Genomic DNA, 25,198 nt, shown 5'->3' with positions numbered 1-25,198 from the left:
TAAAATTACCTAAATTGAACCGTACTGCGATGATCAATTTCTAGCTAATTCCGCAATTCTCAGCTCTTATTCAGTAAATTTGTGGCAGCAAAATACCACTAATCTGTGAATAAAGAAATAACTAGCGTTCAAAACGCTTATATCAAAGAGCTTTTTCAGCTCAAGGAAAAATCCAGGGAACGCAAAAAATCGGGGTTGTTTTTAATTGAAGGTGCACGCGAAATAGGCTTGGCCATAAAAGGCAATTATCATCTGGAGACCCTTTTGTATGTTCCTGAATTGTGTTCAGAAGCACAACTAAACAACTTAACAACCCAGCATCCTACTATCATAGAAATTTCGAAAGAAGTCTACCAAAAATTGGCACATCGAGATACGACCGAGGGTGTTATTGCTGTAGCCAAAATAAAATCGCATGACTTGAATAACATAAAATTCAAGTCTGAGTTTCCTTTGATTCTCGTGGCCGAAGCTCCTGAAAAACCAGGGAATATCGGTGCTATTTTGAGAACTGCAGATGCGGCAAATGTAGATGCAGTCATTATTGCCAACCCAAAAACAGACTTGTACAATCCCAATATCATAAGAAGTAGTGTGGGATGCCTTTTTACCAATCAGATTGCTACTGGATCTACTTCTGATATCATTTCATTTTTAAAAGGACACGGTATTGCTATTTATTGTGCGGCTTTGCAGGCTTCAGAAGTCTATACCACCCAAGATTTCACCAAAGCCTCCGCCATTGTGATGGGCACCGAAGCCAGTGGTTTGAGTGACGCATGGCTGCAGCAATCTACCCAAAATATTATCATCCCTATGCAAGGAGAAATTGACAGTATGAATGTATCTGTTGCGGCCGGAATCCTTATTTTTGAAGCTCGCAGACAGAGAAATTTTAAATAATAATCTCTCGCAAAGGCGCAAAGGCGCAAATTTGATCTACTAACAACTGGAATGCAGACTGTTGACTACATACTGAAGACTAAAATACATGACCTCCACTACCCTATTCTATATCATCATCGCCATTATTATCATTGACTTTGTCGTTGATAAAATTTTGGATGCCTTAAACGCAAAACATTACAATGACCCAATTCCTGAGGAGTTGAGTGATGTTTATGATCAAGAAGACTATCAAAAATCTCAGCGTTATAAAGCCACCAATTATAAGTTTGGTTTGATTACCTCTACATTTTCAATAGTTTTAACCTTGACGTTTTTAGGCTTGGATGGTTTTGAGTTTGTTGATACAATCGCCAGAAGTTATAGTGACAATACCATCGTTATTGCGCTGATCTTTTTTGGGATTATCATGTTGGGCAGTGACATCCTCAACACGCCTTTTTCCTATTATCAAACCTTTGTCATTGAGGAACGCTTTGGGTTTAACAAAACCACGAAAGCCACTTTTATTTTTGACAAACTCAAAGGATTGCTCATGATGGCCATTGTTGGCGGCGGAATTTTGGCGCTGATTATTTGGTTTTATGACGTGACAGGCACTTACTTTTGGTTGTATGCCTGGGCGCTTGTAGCAGTGTTCAGTATTTTTACCAATATGTTTTATGCGCGGCTCATTGTCCCACTATTTAATAAACAAACCCCTTTGGAAGAAGGTGAATTGAGAGATAAAATCTCAGGGTATGCTAATTCTGTTGGGTTCAATCTCGATAAGATCTTTGTAATAGACGGCTCAAAACGCAGCACTAAGGCCAATGCTTATTTTTCTGGATTTGGAAGCGAAAAGCGTGTCACTCTTTATGATACTTTGGTCAATGATTTGGAAGATGATGAAATTGTTGCTGTTTTAGCACATGAAGTTGGGCACTACAAAAAGAAACACATTATCTTCAATCTGATAGCGTCGTTGTTGCTCACAGGGTTGACCTTGTTTATTTTATCCATTTTTATTTCAAATCCGTTATTGTCTCATGCGCTTGGCGTAGAAATCGCCAGTTTTCATGTAGGCCTGATTGCATTTGGATTGCTCTACTCGCCAATTTCAGAACTTACGGGTTTTGTCATGAATCACTATTCGCGCAAGTTTGAATATCAGGCCGATGATTATGCCAAAAACACCTATAATTCTGAACCTTTGGTAAGCTCCTTAAAAAAGCTCTCCAAGAATAGTTTGAGCAACTTGACCCCACATCCTGCTTATGTTTGGGTTCATTATTCGCACCCAACGCTATTGGAGCGGATTAGGAATTTAAGGAAGTAACAAGAAATACGTCTTTTATTATTTACCTCATTATAACTCAATATATTACTGTATATTAGATGATATAAACCTGAAAAGCAATCCAATTCGCTGAACACATGCCAAAACTCAAAAGCCTTTTTTTTTGGCAATGTTAATAAAAGTATTATCTTTAAAAGGAAAATAAAATCACACATAAATAACTGCTTATCAAGTTATTATGAGTTCTAAACAAAAAGATGTAGACCATTTTGGAATGACAAAACTAGTTGTAGACAATAGAATAAACAGGCTTTTTAAAGGAGTTAAGTCCTCTTTCAAACAATACCCATAATTCATCCATGAAAATTGTTTTCTTAGCTAGATATCTACCCGCAGAAGGTTCTACAACACACATGTATTCCGCAGCTAAAAATCTTATTGAAAGAGGTCACAAGGTCTATATTTTATCAAGAGGTCCAGGGGATGATTCGAGTGCTGTTAATTTATATGAAAAAGCTGAACGAGATGGCGTACAATTTGTAAAACTTCCATTTCCACTATTCAAAAAAATAAATTTATTTTCAAGATCTCAACAACTAGCGTCCTATATTTTTGCCACACCTGTGACGTTATTTCATTTATTTAAAATCAAGCCTGATGTAGTTCACGCCCATTATCCCGTGACAACTTACTTAGCTGCAATGTATAAAAAATTAACTGGCAAAAAATTTATTGTAACACACCACATTACGGAAATTCCTAGGCATCTGTTGAACAGAAAGGCGGATTATGTTATTGCTATTAGCAGAGAATTGGAGAAGCATTTAATCACATCCTATAAATACGACAAGGACCAAGTTAAACTTATTTTCAATGGCGTAAGGGACCATCATATCACTCTAGAAAATAATGCTAATTTTAGTTTACGGGAGTCTTACGGCATACCCCAGGACACTGTTCTTTTTGGATTTGTTGGTACCATTAGCCATCGAAAAGGTGTTGATATTATCATTAAAGCGTTCAGTCATTGTAAACATTTAAAAATTCACTTTGTTGCCCTAGGTAATGGAGAAATAGATTGGTTACATCAATTGATAAAAGACAATCATGTTTGTGATATGGTTACGTTAATTCCTTTCAGAGATCCCACAGATATATATCATATGATGGATGTTTTAATACTACCTTCTAGGCAAGAAGGTTTTCCGTTGGTTCCATTAGAAGCTATGATGATGAAAAAACCAGTGGTGAGATCAAATATTCAGGGTGCCACCGATCAAATTCTTGAAGGCATCAATGGCTATCTCTTTGAATCTGAAGATCATTTACAATTGGCACAAATCATTGAGAAAATCGTCTTAGATCCGAAATCATTAATTGATTTAGGTGAAAACGCTTACAAACATGCCGTGAATAATTTTTCTGAGAATACCATGATCGATAATATGTTAGTACTTTATGATAAGACGATTTAATTTTTGTTTTTAGAGAGTGTTTGTTAAGAAAACTTACAAACCAAAAAAAGGAAAGGATTCATCAATTATCTCTTGATTGGTGCCTTAGTTCTACCTACAGCTATCTTCTTTCTCGACAAGAATACCTTCATGGAAAAACCTCTTATCCTTTTACCACTGTTGATCCCAATAATTTTAGCGTTTTGGATTTATTTCATCACTCCGTATACCATCAAAAACAACAAATTAATCTATCGCACTGGTTTTTTAAGAGGTGAAATTGATACTTCTGCCATAGTAGAAATAATTCAAGGAAAAACTTTGCGCATCGGAATTATAACAGCACTATCTAAAATTGGATTAATAATTAAGTTTAATGCTCATGACGAAGTATATATTGCGGCTGAAAATAATAAAGAAATGATTTCAGATGTATTAAAATTGAACCCAGACATTAGAATATCAGGATCATATCTAACAGTTTCAGATGAGTAACAAAAAGAACCTCAAGTACTTCATACAAAATAAACGATCTATATTCTCTTCTCTTTTAGATTTGTATTTGAATAAAATAATTTTAAAAAAGATTAACTTAAAAATCGTAAATTGAACTTCTAACACTAATAATCCTCAAAGACATGCAAAAAGTAATCTACCCACTAAGTCTAATAGCTTTCGCTATTTCAATGTTTTTAATAATTAAATATCCAGAATCGGGAAGACTTAGTTTAATTTCAGGAGGCTTGTTTACAATAGGTTTCTTGTTGAACTTAATAAGTTATTACGGGTTAAGAACTAAGCAGACCAGAGTTTAAATTATTTTCTCGTCTAGGCAAGTTCAATATTTTTGCGACTGTAGGAATTTTTAAAAAACTACTTGTTACAAATTTTTCGTGACCGTCTTAATTTCAAAATAATACACTAAATAATTTTATACATGTGTTGGTAAATTAATTACTTTGGCTCTTAATAATGGCTTGCCAATAACTATTTAATTAACTTATACATGAAAAAACTCCTGATTTTTGCATCAGCATTGATCTTGACATCATGCGGCACAAATAAATTCTTAACAAACTCAGTTACTGCTAGTGAGATTTCAAAACTTGGTTACTTTGAACCCTCCGCATACATCCAATACATTGAAAAAGGAAATAAGCCGACTTTCAGTGACTCTCTGTCGGGTATCACGAGAGCAAAATTGGATTCTTTAATAACCGAAAACAAATCCAGTTTACCATTGACCAAAAAAATTGTCATTGAAAATAATGCGCTCAAAACAAGAGTTGAAAATGAAATGGGTTATTTGGCCCAACTGATTGGCCAGCAGAGAAACTTGAAAGACATTCCGCTAACACCAGCTATTGACTCCCTTATGGAAACCAACAACCAGCGCTTTGCGCTTTCAACTGTTGCAACCGGTTTTGGACGAAGAAAAGGAAATTATGGTGGGCAAGTGGCAAAGGGCCTTGCTGTTGGAATTTTAACTTTAGGAATGGTTGTGCCCTCTCCAATCAAATCGAATTTAACATTACATGCTTTCATCTTTGACTCAGAAAAAAATGAAATTGTTTTTTACAAGAAATTAATGCCGAATAAGGAAAAAGAACCAACCGATCCAGAATTCATTGAAAGACAGCTGACATTACTTTTTAATGGTTATTTTTATGATAAAAAATAAATTTGTCACAGTTAATGTGTTTTATCAACGATCATCAAATATATTTTTTTTTCCTGCAGAACCTCTACTAAACCCGCATTTAATGAGAATTATAGATCAAATTGTATAGCCATTCTAATTCTCTAAATTAGTCACTCAAACGATAATCATTTTTTTTATGAAATTAGATTCCTTAGAAGTTGATAGTAGCTTTTTAAAGCGTGTTTTTTTAGGCATTATATTAGCTATCACAAGCTTAAATTTGAGTTTCGGTCAAGAATTGCAAGATGGTCAAAAGAGATGGAGCTCAGAAACAAGGCTTAGCTTGGATGATTTCAAGATCAAAGTGAGTGAAGCGAATAACGAGGTTGCCTTCAGCCAGTTTATGATTACTCACGCTATTGGAGGATTCGATTTCATGAAGAAGAATATGAACCAAAAAGTAGGGAATATTTTTTTAGGAAATGCCTCTTATATTGACACTTCCAGAGTTGAAAACATTCAAGAACAACTCGACTTCCAACAAATGCAATTTGATCTGGCTGAAATTCAAGCTCGTAATTTCAGAAAAAGAGTATTGAAAAACAAGAGTCAGTTGACCAAAGGATTTGATATCATCAATAAAATTAATAATGAAATCATGTCTGAACTCTCTGAAATGAGGCTGACTTTAATGAGAGATACAGATACAGGGCGAAACAAACAACAAGTTGCAGAATGGAAAGAAAAAATTAAGATTGATTTAAAAGTTCTACACGACTTTCGATTTGAGAATAAAGAAAAAATTAAATTGACTGAATAGATCAATATGTCATAAACTGTTTAAGTTTCAGAATCTCAGGTTATTTATTGATCTGAGATTTTTTTATTCCTTCAAATCCAAAAAAACTCATTCTTTACAAACCTTCGTATACATGATTCACCTCATAAATAAGAAACAAATTTCAAGACCAATCGTATCGCATAAATTTCGTAACTTAACCAGTCCATTCAAAAAACTCAAATATGAAAAATTTATTTCTTTTATCAATGATGATTTGTTTCTCATCGGTTATTGGTCAATCTAAGATCCCGTCTGCCGAAAGTCAAATCAAAACGGCGCTTTATGCGTGTCCTGAAATGCACCAAGAAGGTGCTAAAGTTTTGGGCTACAACCAAAAAGGAGAACTCGTCACCCTACGTGAGGGCCACAACGGCATGATCTGTTTGGCCTCCGATCCAAATAGAGAAGGCATCAGTGTGTCTTGCTATAGTGATAAATTGGAAGCTTACATGGCGAGAGGTCGTGAACTGATTGCTGAAGGACAAACTGAAGTTGAAAAACGGGACACCCGCAAACAGGAAATCGACGCAGGAACGTTAATGATGCCAAAAGAGCCCGCTGCTGCTTATATGGTGACTGCAAAAAAAGAAGATCACGATATTGAAAGTGGCGTATTGAAAAATAGTAAAATCAGATATGTGTTGTACAAACCTTATATGACTGGTGCTGAAACGGGTTTGCCTACCAAGCCAGGAGCACCGGGAATGCCATGGTTAATGGATGCCAACACCCATCGTTCACACATTATGATCACACCTGCAACAGATAACTAATGATTTTAAAAACCGATTAAGGGTTTCTTACCAATTTTTTTATTTACGACGATTTACATTTACCGATAATTTGCCCCAACATCCGTTTAAAACGGCAGGCTGATGGATTCCGGATCAACAAAATCTTTGGTATAAGGGTTTTCAAGAAAACTTAGTAATGGCCTTTGAGGTTGCAAAATATGCTCTTTAGTAATACCGTAAACTTGCCAATAATTGGCGAGCAATTGAGCAAAAATATCCTCATTCCAAAACCCGAAAAGTGGCGGTTTAACATCTGTTTTGACTTCGATGGTCGTATTATTATTTTGGTATACAACTTCGTATTTAGGTTGGTGCTGTACTATATAATCTGAATAATGAAACCTCGCGAATAGCTCCTCAAACTGTAAGGGATGCAAAACGTGACCTTCGTATTTTTTGGAGGATTTCTTTTTGCTTCTCCATAATAACGCCATTATCTTGCAAACACGCAATAAAACCAAATCCGTTAACGCCAAACGAAAACATTAAGTTGACAGCATCATCACGATAGCTAAAAATATCGGCTGAGTATTTTAGCGGAAAGACAACAATACTCCATGGTTTTTTCCCAATAAACGAGATAGGTTCTATTACAGATTGCAGCATGAGGTGGAAGTTGCCAAAGCGCTCCCTAAGAGCTGCTGATAGTTCAAAGTCTTCCCCTTTTTTTAGGAGTCGGTCTCTTTCATAAACCATTTCGTAGTAGAGTAATCCGTAGACCATCCTGCCCGTCCATTGAAATAACAACACATCATCAAGAGCGGCCATACCTTCAAAACCGGTTTTATAAGCCTCCTGAATTTTTACGTCCAATATTTCAAACGCTTTTTTCACTACAGGAGAACATGGCAGTCTGAGATCTTCATAGGTATAGGTCTTTGCCTTATCCATCATCTCGATTCTTTCATCACCAAATTTGAAATGATCCATTAACCACTCAGGAAAAACGGTCATGGTGTCATTGGTCAAAGTTCCTGAAAGAAAGCAGAAATGTGGGTCAAAAATCAAATCCTTGAAAGGGTTAAATAGCATTTGGGACATAAATAGTAAGAAAATAAAGTTTTTATATCCTGCAAAGTTAGCCATAAACTATTGCTTACTTTTAATAATGTCAAGAGAAGTTACTTCAGAAATAGGATAAAATGGAAATCCTAAAACGTAAATCCAATCTTAATCCCGCCCCAACCTGCTGGCGTACCTGTCTCAAATTCTCGGGTAATAAGTGAGCGAGCATATTCAAAGTAAAGCGTTCGGGTTTGGAGCACAAGTCCGTAATTAAATTGCGCCGTTAAACGTTCCACCGCACTGCTATCGATAATATAAGGACTTTCTTTATTGAGCACACCACCCTGCAAGGTGGCATCATAACCGATCACAGAAACAGCAGGATGTATATAGGCATATAATTTAAATTTTCTTTCGGTGTTGGCAGAAAAAGGCTGATTCAATATCCCGAAAGAACTATTAACCCCAATGGAGGCATTTGTAAATAAAGTGCCCAAATTTGCAGACGCGTCGGCTTGCACAGACCATATATTTTCATATCTCAACACTTGTTTTTCATAATGCACATTGTAGTTTACGACCACATCATTCTTTATTTGGTGCTTCCAGCCCAATGGAATATCATTTCCTGTAGCTTTATGGATGCCCACTTGCATCTCTTTGCCAAAAGCTCCAGGGCCAATGAGTCCCAAACTTAATGAGGAGCTTAGTCTTGATTTTTTTGAGGAATTGGTTGTTATCACAAAACTTTTCAGCATGATTGCCGCAGCAAAAGGCCGGTCGCCGTCCTGTATTTCTGGACGTTCATAATAATGCGGCGTATACCCAATATGTTCAACGGCCACCCCATAACGCTTTGAATTTTCCTTTGGAGCTATTAACAACCTGTTGATGGGATTCTTTTCCAAAACAGGCAACACCAGCTCAAAGCTATAACCTTGGGTATAGTTTCTGTCTGTAGCATCAAAATAATCATTATCGTAGTTGAAACGGAAATAGCGTTCAGATGGAATGTCTCTATAGGACGCTGTATGATCCAATTTTTGGGAAAATAGAACAGATGGAAATAAGACGACTAAAAGAAGAATTTTTCTCACAGTCTATCTACGACAAAAGGAGATGTTCGGTTTTGAGTAACTGAAGGAAAAACTTAGCGCAATTTTTCACTCAAATACTTCCAATACCGTTTCGGAACATGCTGCACGTGTAGTTTCATGTTTTTTCTCGAGGCGATATTGGTACTCTCAAAATAGTCTTGCCATAAAGTTTGAAATTCAATCTCAGAATTAGTAAAAAAGTCGGTTTTGGTTTTTGTTGGATCATAATCGTCTGGCAATGCCAACTGCATCATCTCTACCCTTTTCAAATCATAATACAATCCATAATTACGCTTAAGATCATAAATAATCCATTTTTGATCCGCATATCGGCTTTTGAAATGTTTAGAAATGAGTGGCAGAACATCAAAATCAGGTTCTATATTTGCGAAGTAAATGCCGTCTGTGGTCAATTTAAAACGGACAAAAGCTTCCATTCTGTGCTTTTCCCGTCCCACACTTTTGGCAATCTGAGACACTTTCAAAACCGTCTCATTGGCAAAATCAAAATCCATAGGTAATACACTAATAAAAGCTTGTTGGATATAGTTTAGCAAAAGCGCTTCAATTTGTGCTTGCTCACTTAAAAATGCAGTATATACCCTTAAACTTCCTCTTGCACTAGTTTTGCTTTTGATGCCTTTCCAAACCCGATCGGCTTTTTCTAAATCCGTAATAATTTCAATTGTACTCCCAAAGAGTGATTGCTGAACATGCTGATTTCTTTGAAACGTGACGTTTGACATTTTCTGTTCGTAACTATGGAATACACAGGTTAGGAACCCATCAAAAGTGCCATCGTAACTAAGAGTATATTCCTCTGAATTTAGCATCTATCCAAATAAATTCAATTGCGGACTCAAGATATTTTGATATTTACTGGTCGTATTTTGTAAGATGATCGATTTCAATTGAGGCCCTGTTAAATCTCGCCTTTCAAAGTCTCTCGAATCACAAACCAGAAAATATTTAGCCCTGTTCAATGCGACCCCCATAAGTTTAAGATGGTCCCAATTTAAGTTCCTGAATTGTCTCGCTTGAAGTATTTTATGCACTGACTTCATCCCCAATCCTGGGATACGTGCCAACATAAATTTGTCTGCTTTATTGACATCAACAGGAAAATGTGCCATATTTCTTAAGGCCCATCCTAATTTTGGATCGACATCCAAGTCGAGATTTTGATGTTCATTATTTAAAATCTCATGAACTTCAAAGCCATAAAAACGCATTAACCAATCCGTTTGATACAATCTATTTTCACGCAACATGGGCACATCTGTGCCAATTTGAGGTAAGCGAGGATCATGACTTATAGGAATGTACCCCGAATAGTATACCCGTTTTAAGTTGAACTTCTTATAGAAATAATTGGAGGTCCACATTATTTGCTGATCACTTTCACCACTGGCGCCAATGATCATTTGCGTGCTTTGACCTGCAGGAGCAAACGTGGGAGTGCTTTTGATAATTTTCTTCTCAGATTGGTATTGTATAATTTCATTCTTGACTTTAAGCATTGGTTTTATAAAATCTTCACGATTTTTTTCTGGTGCTAATAATTTCAAACCCTCCTTAGTGGGGATTTCAATATTGACACTCAATCTATCGGCATACAATCCGGCCTCCTTCATCAACTCATCTGATGCTCCAGGGATGGATTTTAAATGGATATAGCCATTGAAATTTTCTTCGAGACGCAGTTTTTTGGCCACCGCTACTAAACGCTCCATGGTATAATCGGCACTTTTAAATATTCCAGAACTTAAGAATAAGCCTTCAATATAATTGCGACGGTAAAAATTTATGGTCAAATCCACTACTTCCTGCACCTGAAATGCTGCGCGTTTAATGTCATTGCTTTTGCGTGTCACACAATAGGCACAGTCGAAAATACAATAGTTGGTCAATAAAATTTTAAGTAAAGACACACAACGCCCATCTTCAGTGTAAGAATGGCAAATGCCCATACCAGTAGCATCACCAAGACCCTTATTGATATTGCTGCGTTTACTGCCACTTGAGGCGCAGGAAACATCATATTTTGCAGCATCAGCAAGGATCTTCAATTTTTCCTGTATACGTTCAAAAGACATAAAGATTGATTTGGGACTATTAGAAATTTGGGTCAAAACTAAGATTCTTTTTGCTTAACAATTGACTATATAGAGCGAAAGTTTGACTTAGAAACTTTGTATGATGATCATTCTCAAAATCTTATAGCGGTGTAGTCAAATTCTACAAAAAACATTGTCCATTTCCATTCTTTGTCTTACATTTAATTTATGACAGAAGTTGATATAGAAAAGGAAAATGCTGCCATTGCAAAGGCCTACAAAGAGCTGCTTAAAGTAAGTTACCAAACGCTTACCGTTACTGATAAAAAACTGATAAGAAAAGCTTTTGACGTTGCTGTTGATGCCCATAAAAATCAGCGCCGCAAATCAGGAGAAGCATATATCTTTCACCCCATTGCGGTGGCAAAAATTGTAGCACAGGAAATTGGGCTGGACGCCACATGTATTGCTGCAGCCCTATTGCATGATGTTGTTGAAGACAATCCTGAGTATACGCATAACTTTATAGAAAATACCTTTGGCAAAACTGTATCCTTAATTGTGGACGGATTGACCAAAATATCGTCTTTGAGCAAGGAGACAGACGTCTCCACACAAGCTGAGAATTTCAGAAAAATGCTTTTAACGCTCAATGATGATGTGCGCGTCATTATCATCAAAATTGCGGATCGGCTCCATAACATGCAGACCATGGATTCCATGCGTACTGACAAGCAGGAAAAAATAGCATCTGAAACCTTGTATATCTATGCGCCATTGGCCCACAGGATTGGACTTTATAACATAAAAAGTGAACTTGAAGATCTTGGCCTGAAATATACAGAGCCTGAAGTGTATCATAACATTAACAATAAAATAAAGGAAAGTAAAGAAGAGCAAGACGCCTATATCAATGCATTTTCTAAAGTAATTGTGGATTCTTTGGATAAGGAAGGTTTGAACTATGATATTAAAGGACGTCCAAAATCTATTTATTCCATCCGAAGAAAGATGCTCAAACAGGGGGTTTCTTTTGATGAAGTGTATGATAAGTTTGCCGTAAGAATTATTTACAAATCTGATTTTGCAAATGAAAAATTTCTCGCCTGGAAAATCTATTCTATTGTAACAGATCATTTTATCCCCAACCCTATCCGCTTGCGTGATTGGATTTCTTCACCTAAATCAACAGGATATGAAGCTTTACATATCACGGTGATGGGCCCAAAAGGACGCTGGGTAGAAGTCCAAATTAGAAGTGAGCGCATGAATGAGATTGCCGAAAAAGGCTATGCTGCGCACTATAAATACAAAGAAGGAAACGCTGAAGACGCTCTGGATACCTGGATAGATAAACTCCAAGAAGCCTTGGAAAGTAATGAGACCAACGCCGTTGATTTTGTGGAGCAATTTAAGCTCAATTTATATTCAAAGGAAATCTATGTATTTTCACCAAAAGGCGATTTAAAATCCTTACCAAAAGGCGCCACTCCCCTCGATTTTGCGTTCAGCATCCATACTGAAATTGGCATGAAAACGAGAGGGGCAAAAGTCAATGGAAAACTGGTACCCTTAAGTCATGAACTGCTAAGTGGCGATCAGGTAGAAATTTTGACCTCAGAAAACATAAAACCCAATAGAAATTGGCTGGATTATGCCACTACGGCAAGAGCGCGAAGCAAAATAAAATCCTCGTTAAAAGATGAAAAGAAAGACGTTGCCGAAGATGGCAAGGAAATTTTAAGACGGAAATTAAAACAACTCAAAATTGCTTTGGATGAAAAGTCCATCAATGAAATGGTTGTCTTTTTTAAGCTCAAAACAAGTTTAGACCTCTTTTATAGAGTTGGCATTGGTTCTATCAATAATCCCATGCTCAAAGATTTCGCTTCGTCACGCAGCAATGCATTTATGAGCTATATCAAAAGTAAGATCCGCAAACCAACGGTGGTTCAGAATATTGATAAAGATGAAATTACAGCTAAATATGACATGTTGGTATTTGGAAAGGAGGAAGAAAAACTGGATTATAAACTTTCGGCCTGCTGTAATCCAATCCCAGGGGATGAAGTGTTCGGCTTTTTGACGATTAATGAAGGTATAAAAGTCCATAAAAAAAATTGTCCCAATGCCTTGAGCCTTCAATCCAACTATGCGTATAGAATCATGCAGGCCAAATGGATTGACTCTTCACAGCAAGAATTTGCCGCGCAAATAACCTTGTCTGGAATTGATAATATGGGCTTGGTAAACACCATCACTAAAGTCATTTCTGACAACATGCATGTCAATATGAAAAGCATAAGTTTTCAAAGTGATGATGGCATCTTTTCCGGAAAAATTAACGTCATCGTAAATAATAGTACAATGCTCAAAAAACTGATGGAGAATCTAAAAAAAATTAACGGGATTGATAAGGTGACAAGAGTTTAAAAAGTGTAAATTTGCCAACGTAAATTATGAGTTCAAAAACAAAACATAACAATCAGGAAATAGTTAAAAACGTGTTCACCACTTTTTTGGAAAGCAGAGGGCATAGAAAAACACCTGAGCGCTATGCCATACTTCAAGAAATTTATGATAGTGAAGAACATTTTGATATAGAATCTCTCTATATCAAAATGAAAAATAAAAACTATCGGGTGAGCCGCGCGACTCTCTACAATACCATTGAATTGTTATTGGAATGTGCCTTGGTACGCAAACATCAGTTTGGGCAAAATCAGGCGCACTATGAAAAATCCTATTTTGATAAACAACACGACCATGTCATCTTAACGGATACTGGTGAGGTTTTCGAATTCTGCGATCCGAGAATCCAATCGATCAAAAAAACGATTGAAGAGGTATTTGACATCTCTATTACCAACCACTCACTTTATTTTTACGGAACAAAAAACGAACCTAAAGAATCTTAATAATGGCAGTAGATTTACTACTAGGATTACAATGGGGCGACGAAGGCAAAGGAAAAATTGTCGATGTATTGACCTCAAATTATAATATTATTGCACGCTTTCAAGGTGGTCCAAATGCTGGACATACTTTGGTTTTCAACGGTAAAAAACACGTGCTGCATACCATTCCATCAGGAATCTTTCATGATGGTACAATCAACTTAGTAGGTAACGGTGTCGTTATTGATCCTGTTATTTTCAATAAAGAATTGGACAAACTTGAAGAACAAGGTGTGGATTATAGAAAATCGTTGTTGATTTCCCGTAAAGCCCACATCATTTTACCTACCCACCGTTTGCTTGATGCTGCAAGTGAAGCTTCTAAAGGAAAAGCTAAAATTGGCTCTACCCTTAAAGGTATTGGTCCAACATATATGGACAAAACTGGCAGAAATGGGATTAGAGTTGGAGATATTGAATTAGCAGACTGGAAAGATAAATACCGTGCTTTGGCCGATAAGCATGAAGCGATGATTGCCTTTTACAATGTTGATGTCCAATATGATTTGCAAGAACTTGAAAATGAGTTTTTTAAATCGATTGACGTATTAAAAACATTGACATTTATTGATTCTGAAGAATACTTACACCAAGCTCAAAAAGATGGCAAATCTATTTTGGCAGAAGGCGCACAAGGTTCATTGTTGGACATAGATTTTGGAACCTATCCATTTGTAACCTCGTCAAATACTACTGCTGCCGGAGCTTGTACCGGCCTAGGTATTGCGCCAAATAAAATTGGCGAAGTCTATGGTATTTTTAAAGCCTATACCACAAGAGTTGGTTCAGGACCTTTCCCTACGGAATTGTTTGATGAAGCTGGAGAAACTATGGGTCGTGTTGGCAATGAATTTGGCGCTACTACTGGACGTTCCCGTCGTTGTGGTTGGTTAGATTTGGTGGCCTTACGTTACGCATGTCAAGTAAATGGCGTCACTAAATTGATCATGATGAAAGGTGATGTGCTTTCAGGATTTAAAACCCTAAAAGTATGTACCTCATATAAGTATAAAGGCGAAGAAATTCAGCATTTCCCATATAATATTGAGGCAGAAAACGTCACCCCCATCTATACTGATTTTAAGGGATGGAATGAAGATTTGACTGAAATGACTGATGCTTCCAATATGCCGAAGGCTTTAATGGACTATATTGAATTTTTGGAGAAAGAACTTGAAACACCAATTACGATTGTTTCTGTTGGTCCGGACAGAAAACAGACTATTATAAGATAATTTATAGTTATTAATTTCACGTATCAAGAAGCAAAAGGATTCATATGCTTTAAAATTTGAGAAATGTGAAGGCCGACAATCAGCTGCGGTGTTGTAATTCCATAAAATATCAATTAGGGTGATTTTTAAGCCATTCTCGGTAGTGGTGATTCGTGCCTGAGGACCTTATCATTAGGTAGATACTGGTTGTAAATTTATGTTAAAGGCAAATAATACCTCAATTACCCAGTTACTTTAGTTACTTTTGAAAATCATTCGTCACATATTGAGAGCTTTATACCTTTTTTCAGTCTTGTTTTTATGCTTCAGTCTGTCTGCAACTGCACAAACGGAAAAGCTCAAGAAAATCCGCGTGGAATATGCTGGTTTTGTCGATTCTGACAGCTTAAGAGGCCCTGGGGTTTCCGTATTTACAAGAGACAATACCCAACAGGTCCATTTTACCCATGAAGGCATTAATCTGTGGTGCGACCTGGCCATCTATTACGAGAAGGAAGATTTTATTGAAGCCTACAGTAATGTCCTCATGACGCAGGGCGATACCATTGCCATGACTGCCAAATATGCCGAGTATAGCGGTAAGACCCAATTGGCATTTGCAAGTGGAGACGTGGTGCTGAAAGAACCAAAATCTGTTTTGACTACTGATACGCTTCATTTTGACCGTGTTAAACAGCAAGCCTATTACAGAAGTAAAGGAAAGGTTGTAAGAGACACTTCAGGAACCATTACCAGCCAAATTGGTAGGTATTATATGGCCAGCAAAAAATACCAGTTTGTACAAGATGTGGTTTTGGTCAATCCGAAATACACTCTAAAAACAGTGCATCTCGATTTCTACACTGAAACAGGATACGCCTACCTTTACGGACCTACTACTATTGTGGGAGAATCCAATACCATTTATGCCGAGCGTGGCTTTTACAATACCAATACTGATACTGGGTATTTTGTCAAAAACTCAAAAATCAACTATGAGAATCGTGTTTTTGAAGGAGATAGCATGTATTTTGATAGGAAAATCAGTTTTGCTTCGGCAACCAACAATATTAAAGTGACAGACACCATTAATAATAGTGTTGCACGTGGCCATTATGCCGAAATATGGCGCGCAAAGGATTCTGTTTTTATCACCAAACGCGCTCTTGCTATAACTGTTCAAGAAAACGATTCCATTTACATGCACAGTGACACCCTTATGGTTACAGGAAAGCCTGAGCACCGCATCACTAGAGCGTATTATAATGCCAAAATATTCAAAAGCGATTTGAGCGGAAAAGCAGATTCCATCCATGCCGATCATAAATCTGGACTCACACAGCTCATTAATTTGAAACGCTTCTCTTCTACTGACGCCTTCACTGTAAAACGCCGGCCGGTGCTATGGAGCATTGACAATCAAATGACGGGAGATACCATCCACCTGATCTCAAACCCTCAATCAGAGCAGTTGGATTCACTTTTGGTGTTTGAGAATGCTTTCCTAATCAGTAAAGACACTCTTGGTGATGGCTTTAATCAGATCAAAGGCCTTAGACTCATCGGACTTTTTAAAGACAATGATCTGAATAACGTAGACATCATTAAAAATGCTGAAGTCATCAACTATTCAAGAGATGACAATCAGGAATTAATTGGTATTAACAAATCGAAATCTGGAAAAATAAATCTCAAATTTGTAGAAGATTATAAAATTATCACCTTGATTGATCAGGTTGATGGCGATATTTATCCAGAATCCAAATTCCCTGAAAATGCCCGAAAATTAAGAGGTTTTGACTGGCGGGAAGAAGAACGCCCCAAAAGTGTTGAGGATTTATTTAAGGACGATCCGCCTTTAGTACTGCCTATAATTAAGGGTTTAGGAGAGTATGTGCCGCAGGAAGAATTTTTTGATGACGCCTTATTGAAACGTGTGGAAGACGCAAAACCAAAAGATGCAAAACAGGATGACGAGCAAAAAGCATCCCGTACCATTCCAAAGGAAGCTCTTAAAAAAGCAGATTCAACAAAAGTAAATACGTTGCAAAAACCGACAAAAAAGGACAACTAAAATGACGAGCGAATTTTTACAGTACCAAGCCCAAACCACACCCCATCCTTTGGCCATGGAAGTTTCGCATGCTGAAGGATGTTATGTTTATGATACCAATAATAAGGCCTATCTCGATTTTGTTGCAGGTGTTTCAGCTTGCAGTTTGGGGCATCGTCACCCTAAGGTGGTTAACGCCATCAAAGATCAGTTGGACAAATACATGCATGTTATGGTGTATGGCGAATATATTCAACAACCCGCTGTAGAACTTGCTAAATTATTGGCGGAACACTTACCGGAATCTTTGGAATGCACCTACCTTGTCAATTCAGGAACTGAAGCCATTGAAGGCGCTTTAAAATTGGCACGACGCGCAACAGGTCGAAGTCAAATAATCTCTGCACATCACGCTTATCACGGCAATACTATGGGGTCAATGAGTGTGATGGGTTATGAAGAGCGCAAGCAAGCGTTTAGGCCATTAATACCGGATGTCCATTTTATCACCTTCAATAATACAGACGATTTAAAACAGATCACTCCCAAAACGGCTGCAGTCATTTTAGAAACCATTCAAGGTGGTGCAGGTTTCATAGAGCCTCGCAATAATTATTTGACTAAAGTGAGAACCCGTTGTGATGAAGTTGGCGCCCTATTAATTTTGGACGAAATTCAACCCGGGATAGGACGTACGGGAAAATTATTTGGTTTTGAGCATTACAACTGTATTCCTGATATTTTAGTTACCGGAAAAGGACTTGGAGGCGGGATGCCAATTGGTGCTTTTACAGCGTCCAGATCCATGATGCACACTTTGCAAAATCTTCCTAAATTAGGACATATTACAACATTTGGTGGCCACCCCGTAATTGCCGCGGCCGCATTGGCAACAGTTAAAGAAATTACAGAAAGTAATTTGATGGCGGAAGCTCTCGAAAAGGAGCAAGTTTTCAGAACGCATTTGGTCCACCCACTGATTACAGAAATCAGGGGACGCGGATTGATGCTGGCTGCCCTTACACCATCAGCAGAGATCACGAACCAACTGATTTTAAAGGCACAAAACAAAGGTTTGATTCTTTTTTGGTTGCTTTTTGAGCCCAAAGCTGTACGGTTAACACCACCTTTAACCATTACAAACGACGAAATCATCAAGGGTTGTAAGATAATCATCGAAGTTTTGGACGAAATTTCATCAAAATTTTAGGCCTGTTTTACCTCTGTAAGCCATTGCTGAACAGACTTCCGACCAAATAGGTAATGATTCACGGCCTCTCTGTTAATTAATTTGTTGAAAACATTCGGCTTAAAAATCACATTTAACTAATGATAACGTTACATTTAATTCAACGAACAATACAAAGTGCTTATGGAGTTCAGTCAACATGACGACGACAATAATTATTCGCTAACCAAGTTCGAATCAATGCTGAAAACAAACAATGTGTTGTTTTTTGATTCAAGTGAATTTGAAAATATCATTCAATTCTATTTTGAAAATGGCAGAATTGCACTCGCAAAGAAAGCTGTCAAATTAGGACTGGAACAACATCCATCATCTATAATTCTAAAACTTTTTCACGTAGAAATTTACATCTTGGAAGACAAGTTGCCACAAGCAGAAAAACTTTTAGATGAGCTTTATATTTTGGAGCCCTCCAATGAAGAAATCTATATTCAAAAAGCAAGTATTTTATCAAAACGTGATGAACATGAAAAGGCGATTGATACGCTAAAAATTGCCCTGAATTTAACTGATTCAGATGAAGACGATGCCGATTTATTTGCATTGATTGGCATGGAGTATCTGTTTATGGACCAGTTTGAAAATGCCAAAACGTATTTTATCAAATGTTTGGAGTTGGATTTTGAAGATTATTCAGCGCTGTACAATATTATCTATTGTTTTGAATTTTTAGACCTTAATGAAGAAGCCATCGACTTCCTAAACCGTTATTTGGATGAAAATCCTTATTGTGAAGTGGCATGGCACCAATTGGGTAAACAATACTTCACCCTAAAAGATTACCCAAAAGCTTTAGCTGCATTTGAGTTTGCTATTATATCTGATGACACCTTTGTAGGGGCTTATCTTGAAAAAGGAAAAGTATTGGAGAAAATGAAAAAATATGATGAAGCTATAGAAAACTACAACGTCACTTTGGCCTTAGATGAACCAACATCCTTCGCTTTATTGCGGATTGGAAATTGCTATGAAAAATTAGGGTCTGATGATTTGGCCGTCCAATACTATTTTAAAACGGTCCATGAAGATCCTTTATTGGACAAGGGATGGATCTCGATTACCCGCTTTTACAATAAAAAGAAAGATTACCACAAAGCGCTGTATTACATTAACAAGGCGATAAATATCGACGGCGATAATGTGATGTATTGGAAACTTTATGCGCAAATTAATCACCGCTTAAATTTTATTGAAGAAGCAGAACGCGGCTACAAAAAAACCTTGGACCTGGGTAATTATGAACTCGAAACGTGGCTTGCAAGAGCTGACGCGCTTATTGGTTTGGGCGAGTATGAAGCTTCAGCATTTAATCTTATTCAGGCAGCTGAGTTTTATCCAGAAACCGCTGAGATTGAATACCGTTTGGCAGGCATCTATTATACCCTTTTAGAAAACGAAAAAGGACACTACCATCTCAAAAACGGATTGCTTCTTGACTCAGAGTTCCATTTTATTTTACAGGAACTATTTCCTTTAATTGCAGATCATCAAATGGTGGTAAATATTATTTCAAATTCCAAAAAAGCCTCCAAGTAAATTTATATATCTTTACGCCTCTTACATGTAACATAAAAGATGCAAAGACGCTTATCAGATTACCTATTCATATCACTTAAAGGAATTGCTATGGGAGCAGCAGACGCTGTTCCAGGGGTTTCCGGCGGTACAATCGCTTTCATTTCGGGTATTTACGAAGAATTGATAAACACCATCAGCGGCGTAAATTTGAGCTTGCTCAAAACCCTCAGAAAACAAGGTTTTGCGGCTTTTTGGACACAGCTCAATGGCAACTTTTTGGTGGCTTTATTGACTGGCATCATCATCAGTTTTGTCTCCTTTATGAGGCTTGCAAAATATTTGATTGAACACCATCCTGTCTTAATTTGGTCCTTCTTTTTTGGACTCATTGTTGCCAGTATATTTTTTGTAGGCAAACAAATTGAAAATTGGCATTTGGGAACCGTTGTTTCCATAATTTCGGGTACTCTTGCCGCCTTTTATATCACCACCCTGCCGTCAATGGCCAACAATGACAGCGCTGTCTTTTTGTTCTTTGCGGGCGCTTTGGCTATTTGCGCCATGATTTTACCCGGTATTTCAGGGTCATTTATTTTGGTGATTTTGGGAGCCTACAAGACACTCAGTGATGCCCTACATGATTTTGATCTCAAGAAGATTATCATTTTTACTGTTGGAGCTGTGATCGGGCTTCTAAGTTTTAGCAGGGTTCTCAAATGGTTATTCAAAAACTATAAGAACACCACCTTGGCAGTATTGACCGGCTTTATATTTGGGTCCTTAAACAAGATTTGGCCTTGGAAGGAAACCTTGACCGTCTTAGAAAAATCGACTGGAAAGACGGTTTCCATTGAACAAATTACAGACTTAGGTACCATTGAAGTCTACCAGAAACAAATCAATGATTTTGAGACGTTTAAAATGGTCTCAGAAAAGAGCGTCTGGCCTGCTCACTTTTCAGACATCAATCACGCATTAGACCCACAAATAGCACTGGCCACCGGAGTGATGGTTGTCGGATTTTTGACTATCTTCATACTCGAAAAAGTAGGCTCCAAAACTCGGTAAATGCAAAGCACCAGAACCTTTACAGATAGACTTTTCCTGGTCATTAAAGGCTTGGGTATGGGTGCTGCAAATAAAGTGCCCGGGGTATCTGGGGGTGTCGTCGCCTTTGTGGCTGGGTTTTACGAGGAGTTTATTTATTCGCTTCAAAAAGTAAATAAAACGGCCTTTAAACTATTTTTCAACGGAAGATTCAAAAGTTTTTTCAATTACATCAACGGACGCTTTTTGAGTCTGCTGTTTCTTGGAATGATTGTGAGCTACTTCAGCATCTCCAAAATCCTCGATTATTTTCTTATCCATTCTGAACTGTATGTATGGAGTCTTTTTTTTGGAATGATCATCGGTTCTATTTACTACATCAATAAAGATTTTAACGACTGGAACTATAAAACCATACTCTCGCTCGCTATAGGTATTCTTTTAGGCGTTGGTATTAGTTTTTTAGATCCTGCCAAAGAAAACGACAATCTATTTTTTGTGTTTTTCTGCGGAATCATAAGTGTTTCAGGGATGACCTTACCAGGCTTTTCGGGCTCTTTTATATTGATCCTTTTGGGAAATTATGTGCTTCTGTTGGTCGATTCCGTCAACGCGCTTTCAGATACATTCTATGAGATTATCGTGGGCGATTTTAGCGTGTTCCGCAACTCTGAGCGCATTACGCTATTACAAGTATTAATCGTTTTTACACTCGGGTCTGTGACAGGCCTGGTCACGTTTTCGCACATTTTGAGTTATATCCTAAAGCATTACAAAAGCATTACCACAGCCTCCATTATCGGCTTTATTGTGGGCTCCTTGGGCGTAGTTTGGCCATGGAAAAACACCGTATACAGATTGACTGATAACGGCGCATTTATCTATGACTCAGCAGGTAAAAAAGTAGTCTCAAATTACGAGCGATTTATTCCCGATTTAAACAGTGAGACTTATTTGGCAATTGCGTATATTGTAGTTGGAATTGCAATTGTTTTAGCATTAGAATGGTATGGACACAGAACGAGAAAAGTCGATGCCTAAATTTGGCCTCATCGGTAAAAATATTGCCTATTCATTTTCAAAAGCCCATTTCACGGCCAAGTTTGAAAATGAAAACCTGCACTATACATACGAAAATTTTGATATTGAAGACATTTCAAAATTCTCCAAAATTCTAGAACAGGATAAAAACATATTGGGACTGAATGTGACCATTCCTTATAAAGAACAGGTCATTCCTTATCTAAATGAACTTCATAAAACGGCAGAAAAAATTGGAGCCGTCAACACCATTAAACGGTATCCTTCCGGAAAAACGAAAGGCTTTAACACCGATTATTACGGGTTTAAAAAATCCATCCAACCGTTTTTAAAACCACATCATAAGAATGCTCTGATTTTAGGCACTGGTGGCGCATCTAAAGCAATCGCTTACGCCCTGAACAAACTAAAAATCAATTTTGAGTATGTCTCCAGAAGTTCCAATCCTATCGCAAATTTTTTATATACTGACCTGACTGAGGATATTATCAAAAACCACCAAATCATTATCAACTGCACTCCAATTGGCACACATCCTAAGGTCAATGAATGTCCTGATATTCCGTATGACGGGATCACCAAGGAGCATCTTCTTTATGATTTGATTTATAACCCCATCCAAACAAAATTTTTGATTTGTGGTGAAATTAAGGGTGCCACACTATGCAATGGTTCTAAGATGTTGGAATACCAAGCAGAAAAGGCATGGGAAATTTGGAACAAATAATCAAATTAGCCTAAAACTAACTTTCTCTTTTGTTATCTAAGGGGTTGTTAGTATATTTACTTCTTTACAACACCAAGAACTTTAATCATTACGACAATGTCAGAGAAAGATAACCTGCATGATGCAGATGGAAATGAGAATTTAAAACACGAGGCTATCACTACTGAAAAAACAGGTACTGAAGACCAAAACTCCCCAAAAGAAGATAGGGCTTCCACTGAAAAAAAAGAACCATTAGTATCTGTTGAAGATAATGATGGCACCACTGAAACTGTTACTCCCGAAACCTCAAACGAGGGAGAGAAAGCAGATGCAACTCCAGAAACTGAGACGGAAACAACAACTACTTCAGAAACTACTTCAGAAGAAACACCAGCGCAGAAGAAAGATACGCATGTGGATGAAATTGAAGAATCTAACACTGAAGCTATAACTGCCGAAACACCAAACGAGGAAGAGAAAGCAGATGCAGCTTCAGAAACGGAGAAGGAAGCAACAACGCCTTTAGAAGAAACACCTGCGCAGACGACTAAAGATACCCATGTGGATGAAATTGAAGAGTCCAACGCTGAAGATGCCGAAGACGAAAGCAATGTTGAGCGTCATACCCTAGAAGACAAAGATTATCATGCCATGTCCATGGAGCAGTTGGCAGATGAGTTTGAAAACTTACTCAAAAATAAAAAAGTACAAACCGTAAAATCTCATATAGATGAGATCAAAACGGAATTTAACTCCAAGTTTTCTGAAATACTTGAAGAAAAGAAGGAAGAATTTTTAAGCGAAGGCGGCAGTGAGATTGATTTCTTTTATTCCAGTCCGCTAAAAAAACGTTTTAATGCATTATATAAGGATTACAAAAATAATCTAACTGCCTACTACAAGACTTTAGAGACCAATCTTAAATCTAATTTAGAAAACAGATTACGCATTATTGAGGACATTAAAGGCCTCATCAATGTTGAGGAAAATATCAACACCACCTATAAACATTTTAAGGATTTACAGGAAGAATGGCGTATTGCCGGCCCAATTCCTAGAGACAAATACAATAACGCATGGAACACCTACCACCACCATGTGGAGATTTTCTATGACTTTTTGCATCTCAATCGCGATTTGCGCGACATGGACTTTAAACACAATCTCGATCAGAAGCTCAAAATTATAGATCGTGCTGAAGAATTGGCGAAAGATGACAATTCAAACAGAGCGTTCAGAGAGCTTCAAGTACTCCATAAAATGTGGAAAGAAGATTTAGGTCCTGTTGACAAAGAGCACAGAGAAGCCATTTGGGAACGTTTTAGTAATGCTACCAAAACCATTCACGATAAACGACAGGCCTATTACGCCAATGTGGATAAAGCGCATGAAGGCAACCTTGAGAAAAAAGAAGCAATCATTGCTAAAATTGAGGAAATAGCCAAGGATGAGGTGAGTTCACATCAAGGGTGGCAAAATAAAATAAAAGTTATTGAAGGCTTGCGTACTGAGTTTTTCAATGCAGGAAAAGTGCCAATCAAGGTGAATGAAGCCACATGGGCAAAATTTAAAGGCGCCGTAAGGACGTTCAACAAGAAGAAAAATACGTTTTATAAAGGCCTAAAAAAAGACCAGTATACCAACTTACAAAAGAAATTGGAACTGATCAAAACAGCTGAAGACAATAAGGACAGTGATGATTTTGACACGGTCACACCATTGATGAAGAACATTCAGAATGAATGGAAAAACATTGGCCACGTCCCAAGAAAGGATAGCGACAAGATTTGGAAGCGCTTCAAAGCGGCTTGCAACCATTATTTTGATAAGCTCAATGCTGAACGCAATGCTGCCGATAAAGGTCAAACAGAGGCGTTTGAAAAGAAAGCAAAGTTACTTGATAATTTGAAGGAATTAAAATTAAGTGGCGTAGCGGAGCAGGATTTAGAAACCATTAAACAAAAGACCGAAGAGTGGAATGCCTTAGGACCTGTGCCACAAAACAAACGTTTCATTGAAGGTAAATTCAATAAAATGGTGGATAGTTTGTTCAATAATTTAAAAATGGACAAGTCTGAAGTGGAAATGATCAAGTTTGAAAACAAATTGGAGCATCTCTCCCAACCGGACGACACGAGACTTCTGGATAATGAACACCATTTTATCCGTAAAAAAATTGATGAACTAAGAGGAGAAATCAACCAACTTGAAAATAATCTTCAATTTTTCTCGAATATCGATAAAACCAATCCTTTGGTCAAAGACGTGTTAAACAACATAGAAAATCACAAGGAAAACCTAGCGGTGTGGGAAGAGAAATTCAAGAAACTGAAGG

The 25,198-nt window shown here is 37.4% G+C and carries 22 protein-coding genes; 17 read left to right on the top strand and 5 right to left on the bottom strand.

The window, feature by feature from the left end; all coding sequences use genetic code 11:
• Positions 1-105 precede the first annotated feature (105 nt).
• From A9996_RS07190 to A9996_RS07160, 7 genes are all read left to right on the top strand, one after another.
• A complete protein-coding gene (locus A9996_RS07190; protein WP_066432701.1) occupies positions 106-903 on the top strand; it encodes a TrmH family RNA methyltransferase in 798 nt (265 codons plus the stop codon).
• A gap of 88 nt (positions 904-991) precedes the next feature.
• Positions 992-2,224 (top strand): M48 family metallopeptidase, encoded by a 1,233-nt coding sequence (locus A9996_RS07185; RefSeq protein ID WP_066432700.1) that lies wholly within the window; start codon positions 992-994, stop codon positions 2,222-2,224.
• Positions 2,225-2,544: 320 nt separating this feature from the next.
• Entirely contained in the window at positions 2,545-3,660 is a 1,116-nt protein-coding gene (locus tag A9996_RS07180; RefSeq protein WP_066432699.1) for a glycosyltransferase family 4 protein, read from the top strand.
• A gap of 129 nt (positions 3,661-3,789) precedes the next feature.
• On the top strand, positions 3,790-4,134 hold the full coding sequence (locus A9996_RS07175) for a PH domain-containing protein (RefSeq protein ID WP_083993882.1): 345 nt from the start codon (positions 3,790-3,792) through the stop codon (positions 4,132-4,134).
• Between the two features lie 511 nt (positions 4,135-4,645).
• Entirely contained in the window at positions 4,646-5,320 is a 675-nt protein-coding gene (locus A9996_RS07170) for a hypothetical protein (protein WP_066432695.1), read from the top strand.
• Between the two features lie 157 nt (positions 5,321-5,477).
• A complete protein-coding gene (locus A9996_RS07165; RefSeq protein ID WP_066432693.1) occupies positions 5,478-6,101 on the top strand; it encodes a hypothetical protein in 624 nt (207 codons plus the stop codon).
• A gap of 203 nt (positions 6,102-6,304) precedes the next feature.
• A complete protein-coding gene (locus A9996_RS07160; RefSeq protein WP_066432691.1) occupies positions 6,305-6,895 on the top strand; it encodes a hypothetical protein in 591 nt (196 codons plus the stop codon).
• 86 nt (positions 6,896-6,981) lie between these two features.
• On the opposite strand, the gene A9996_RS20490 is transcribed toward A9996_RS07160, so the two are convergent.
• The 5 genes from A9996_RS20490 to A9996_RS07140 all read right to left on the bottom strand — a co-directional run bounded on the left by A9996_RS20490 (position 6,982) and on the right by A9996_RS07140 (position 11,114).
• On the bottom strand, positions 6,982-7,293 hold the full coding sequence (locus A9996_RS20490; protein WP_248912326.1) for a hypothetical protein: 312 nt from the start codon (positions 7,291-7,293) through the stop codon (positions 6,982-6,984).
• Positions 7,274-8,002 carry a hypothetical protein gene (locus tag A9996_RS07155; protein ID WP_248912325.1) on the bottom strand — a complete coding sequence of 243 codons (729 nt, stop codon included), beginning with the start codon at positions 8,000-8,002 and terminating at the stop codon, positions 7,274-7,276. Before A9996_RS07155 ends, A9996_RS20490 begins: the two co-directional genes overlap by 20 nt.
• Positions 8,003-8,067: 65 nt before the next feature.
• On the bottom strand, positions 8,068-9,018 hold the full coding sequence (locus A9996_RS07150) for a lipid A deacylase LpxR family protein (RefSeq protein WP_066432689.1): 951 nt from the start codon (positions 9,016-9,018) through the stop codon (positions 8,068-8,070).
• Between the two features lie 53 nt (positions 9,019-9,071).
• Entirely contained in the window at positions 9,072-9,851 is a 780-nt protein-coding gene (locus A9996_RS07145) for a TIGR03915 family putative DNA repair protein (protein ID WP_066432685.1), read from the bottom strand.
• Positions 9,852-11,114, bottom strand: coding sequence for a putative DNA modification/repair radical SAM protein (locus A9996_RS07140; RefSeq protein ID WP_066432684.1), 1,263 nt, complete (start codon positions 11,112-11,114; stop codon positions 9,852-9,854).
• Between the two features lie 189 nt (positions 11,115-11,303).
• Between A9996_RS07140 and A9996_RS07135 the strand changes: the two genes are divergently transcribed.
• The 10 genes from A9996_RS07135 to A9996_RS07090 form a co-directional block, all read left to right on the top strand.
• The gene (locus tag A9996_RS07135; protein WP_066432683.1) at positions 11,304-13,508 is read left to right on the top strand and encodes a RelA/SpoT family protein; all 2,205 of its coding nucleotides are present in this window, start codon (positions 11,304-11,306) and stop codon (positions 13,506-13,508) included.
• Positions 13,509-13,534: 26 nt separating this feature from the next.
• Positions 13,535-13,993, top strand: a complete 459-nt coding sequence (locus A9996_RS07130) for a Fur family transcriptional regulator (protein ID WP_066432681.1) — start codon at positions 13,535-13,537, stop codon at positions 13,991-13,993.
• Between the two features lie 2 nt (positions 13,994-13,995).
• Entirely contained in the window at positions 13,996-15,267 is a 1,272-nt protein-coding gene (locus A9996_RS07125; protein WP_066432679.1) for an adenylosuccinate synthase, read from the top strand.
• A 265-nt stretch (positions 15,268-15,532) separates the two neighbouring features.
• Positions 15,533-17,320, top strand: a complete 1,788-nt coding sequence (locus A9996_RS07120; RefSeq protein ID WP_245905283.1) for an OstA-like protein — start codon at positions 15,533-15,535, stop codon at positions 17,318-17,320.
• Between the two features lies 1 nt (position 17,321).
• A complete protein-coding gene (locus tag A9996_RS07115) occupies positions 17,322-18,509 on the top strand; it encodes an aspartate aminotransferase family protein (protein WP_066432677.1) in 1,188 nt (395 codons plus the stop codon).
• 162 nt (positions 18,510-18,671) lie between these two features.
• Complete coding sequence (locus A9996_RS07110) at positions 18,672-20,084, top strand: tetratricopeptide repeat protein (RefSeq protein WP_066432675.1); 1,413 nt, start codon at positions 18,672-18,674, stop codon at positions 20,082-20,084.
• A 39-nt stretch (positions 20,085-20,123) separates the two neighbouring features.
• Positions 20,124-21,134, top strand: a complete 1,011-nt coding sequence (locus A9996_RS07105) for a DUF368 domain-containing protein (RefSeq protein ID WP_066432673.1) — start codon at positions 20,124-20,126, stop codon at positions 21,132-21,134.
• Positions 21,135-22,154: a DUF368 domain-containing protein gene (locus A9996_RS07100; protein WP_066432671.1), complete on the top strand. Its 1,020-nt coding sequence runs from the start codon at positions 21,135-21,137 to the stop codon at positions 22,152-22,154. It abuts the gene before it with no gap.
• The gene (locus A9996_RS07095) at positions 22,123-22,881 is read left to right on the top strand and encodes a shikimate dehydrogenase family protein (protein WP_245905284.1); all 759 of its coding nucleotides are present in this window, start codon (positions 22,123-22,125) and stop codon (positions 22,879-22,881) included. Before A9996_RS07100 ends, A9996_RS07095 begins: the two co-directional genes overlap by 32 nt.
• Positions 22,882-22,977: 96 nt before the next feature.
• Positions 22,978-25,198 (top strand): DUF349 domain-containing protein (locus A9996_RS07090; RefSeq protein WP_066432668.1); only part of this gene is annotated, 2,221 nt, incomplete at its 3' end.

This window comes from Gelidibacter algens (genome assembly GCF_001678675.1).
Lineage (GTDB): Bacteria > Bacteroidota > Bacteroidia > Flavobacteriales > Flavobacteriaceae > Gelidibacter > Gelidibacter algens.
The sequence above is the reverse complement of the archived record's forward strand: the minus strand, read 5'-3'. Positions and strand labels throughout refer to the sequence as shown.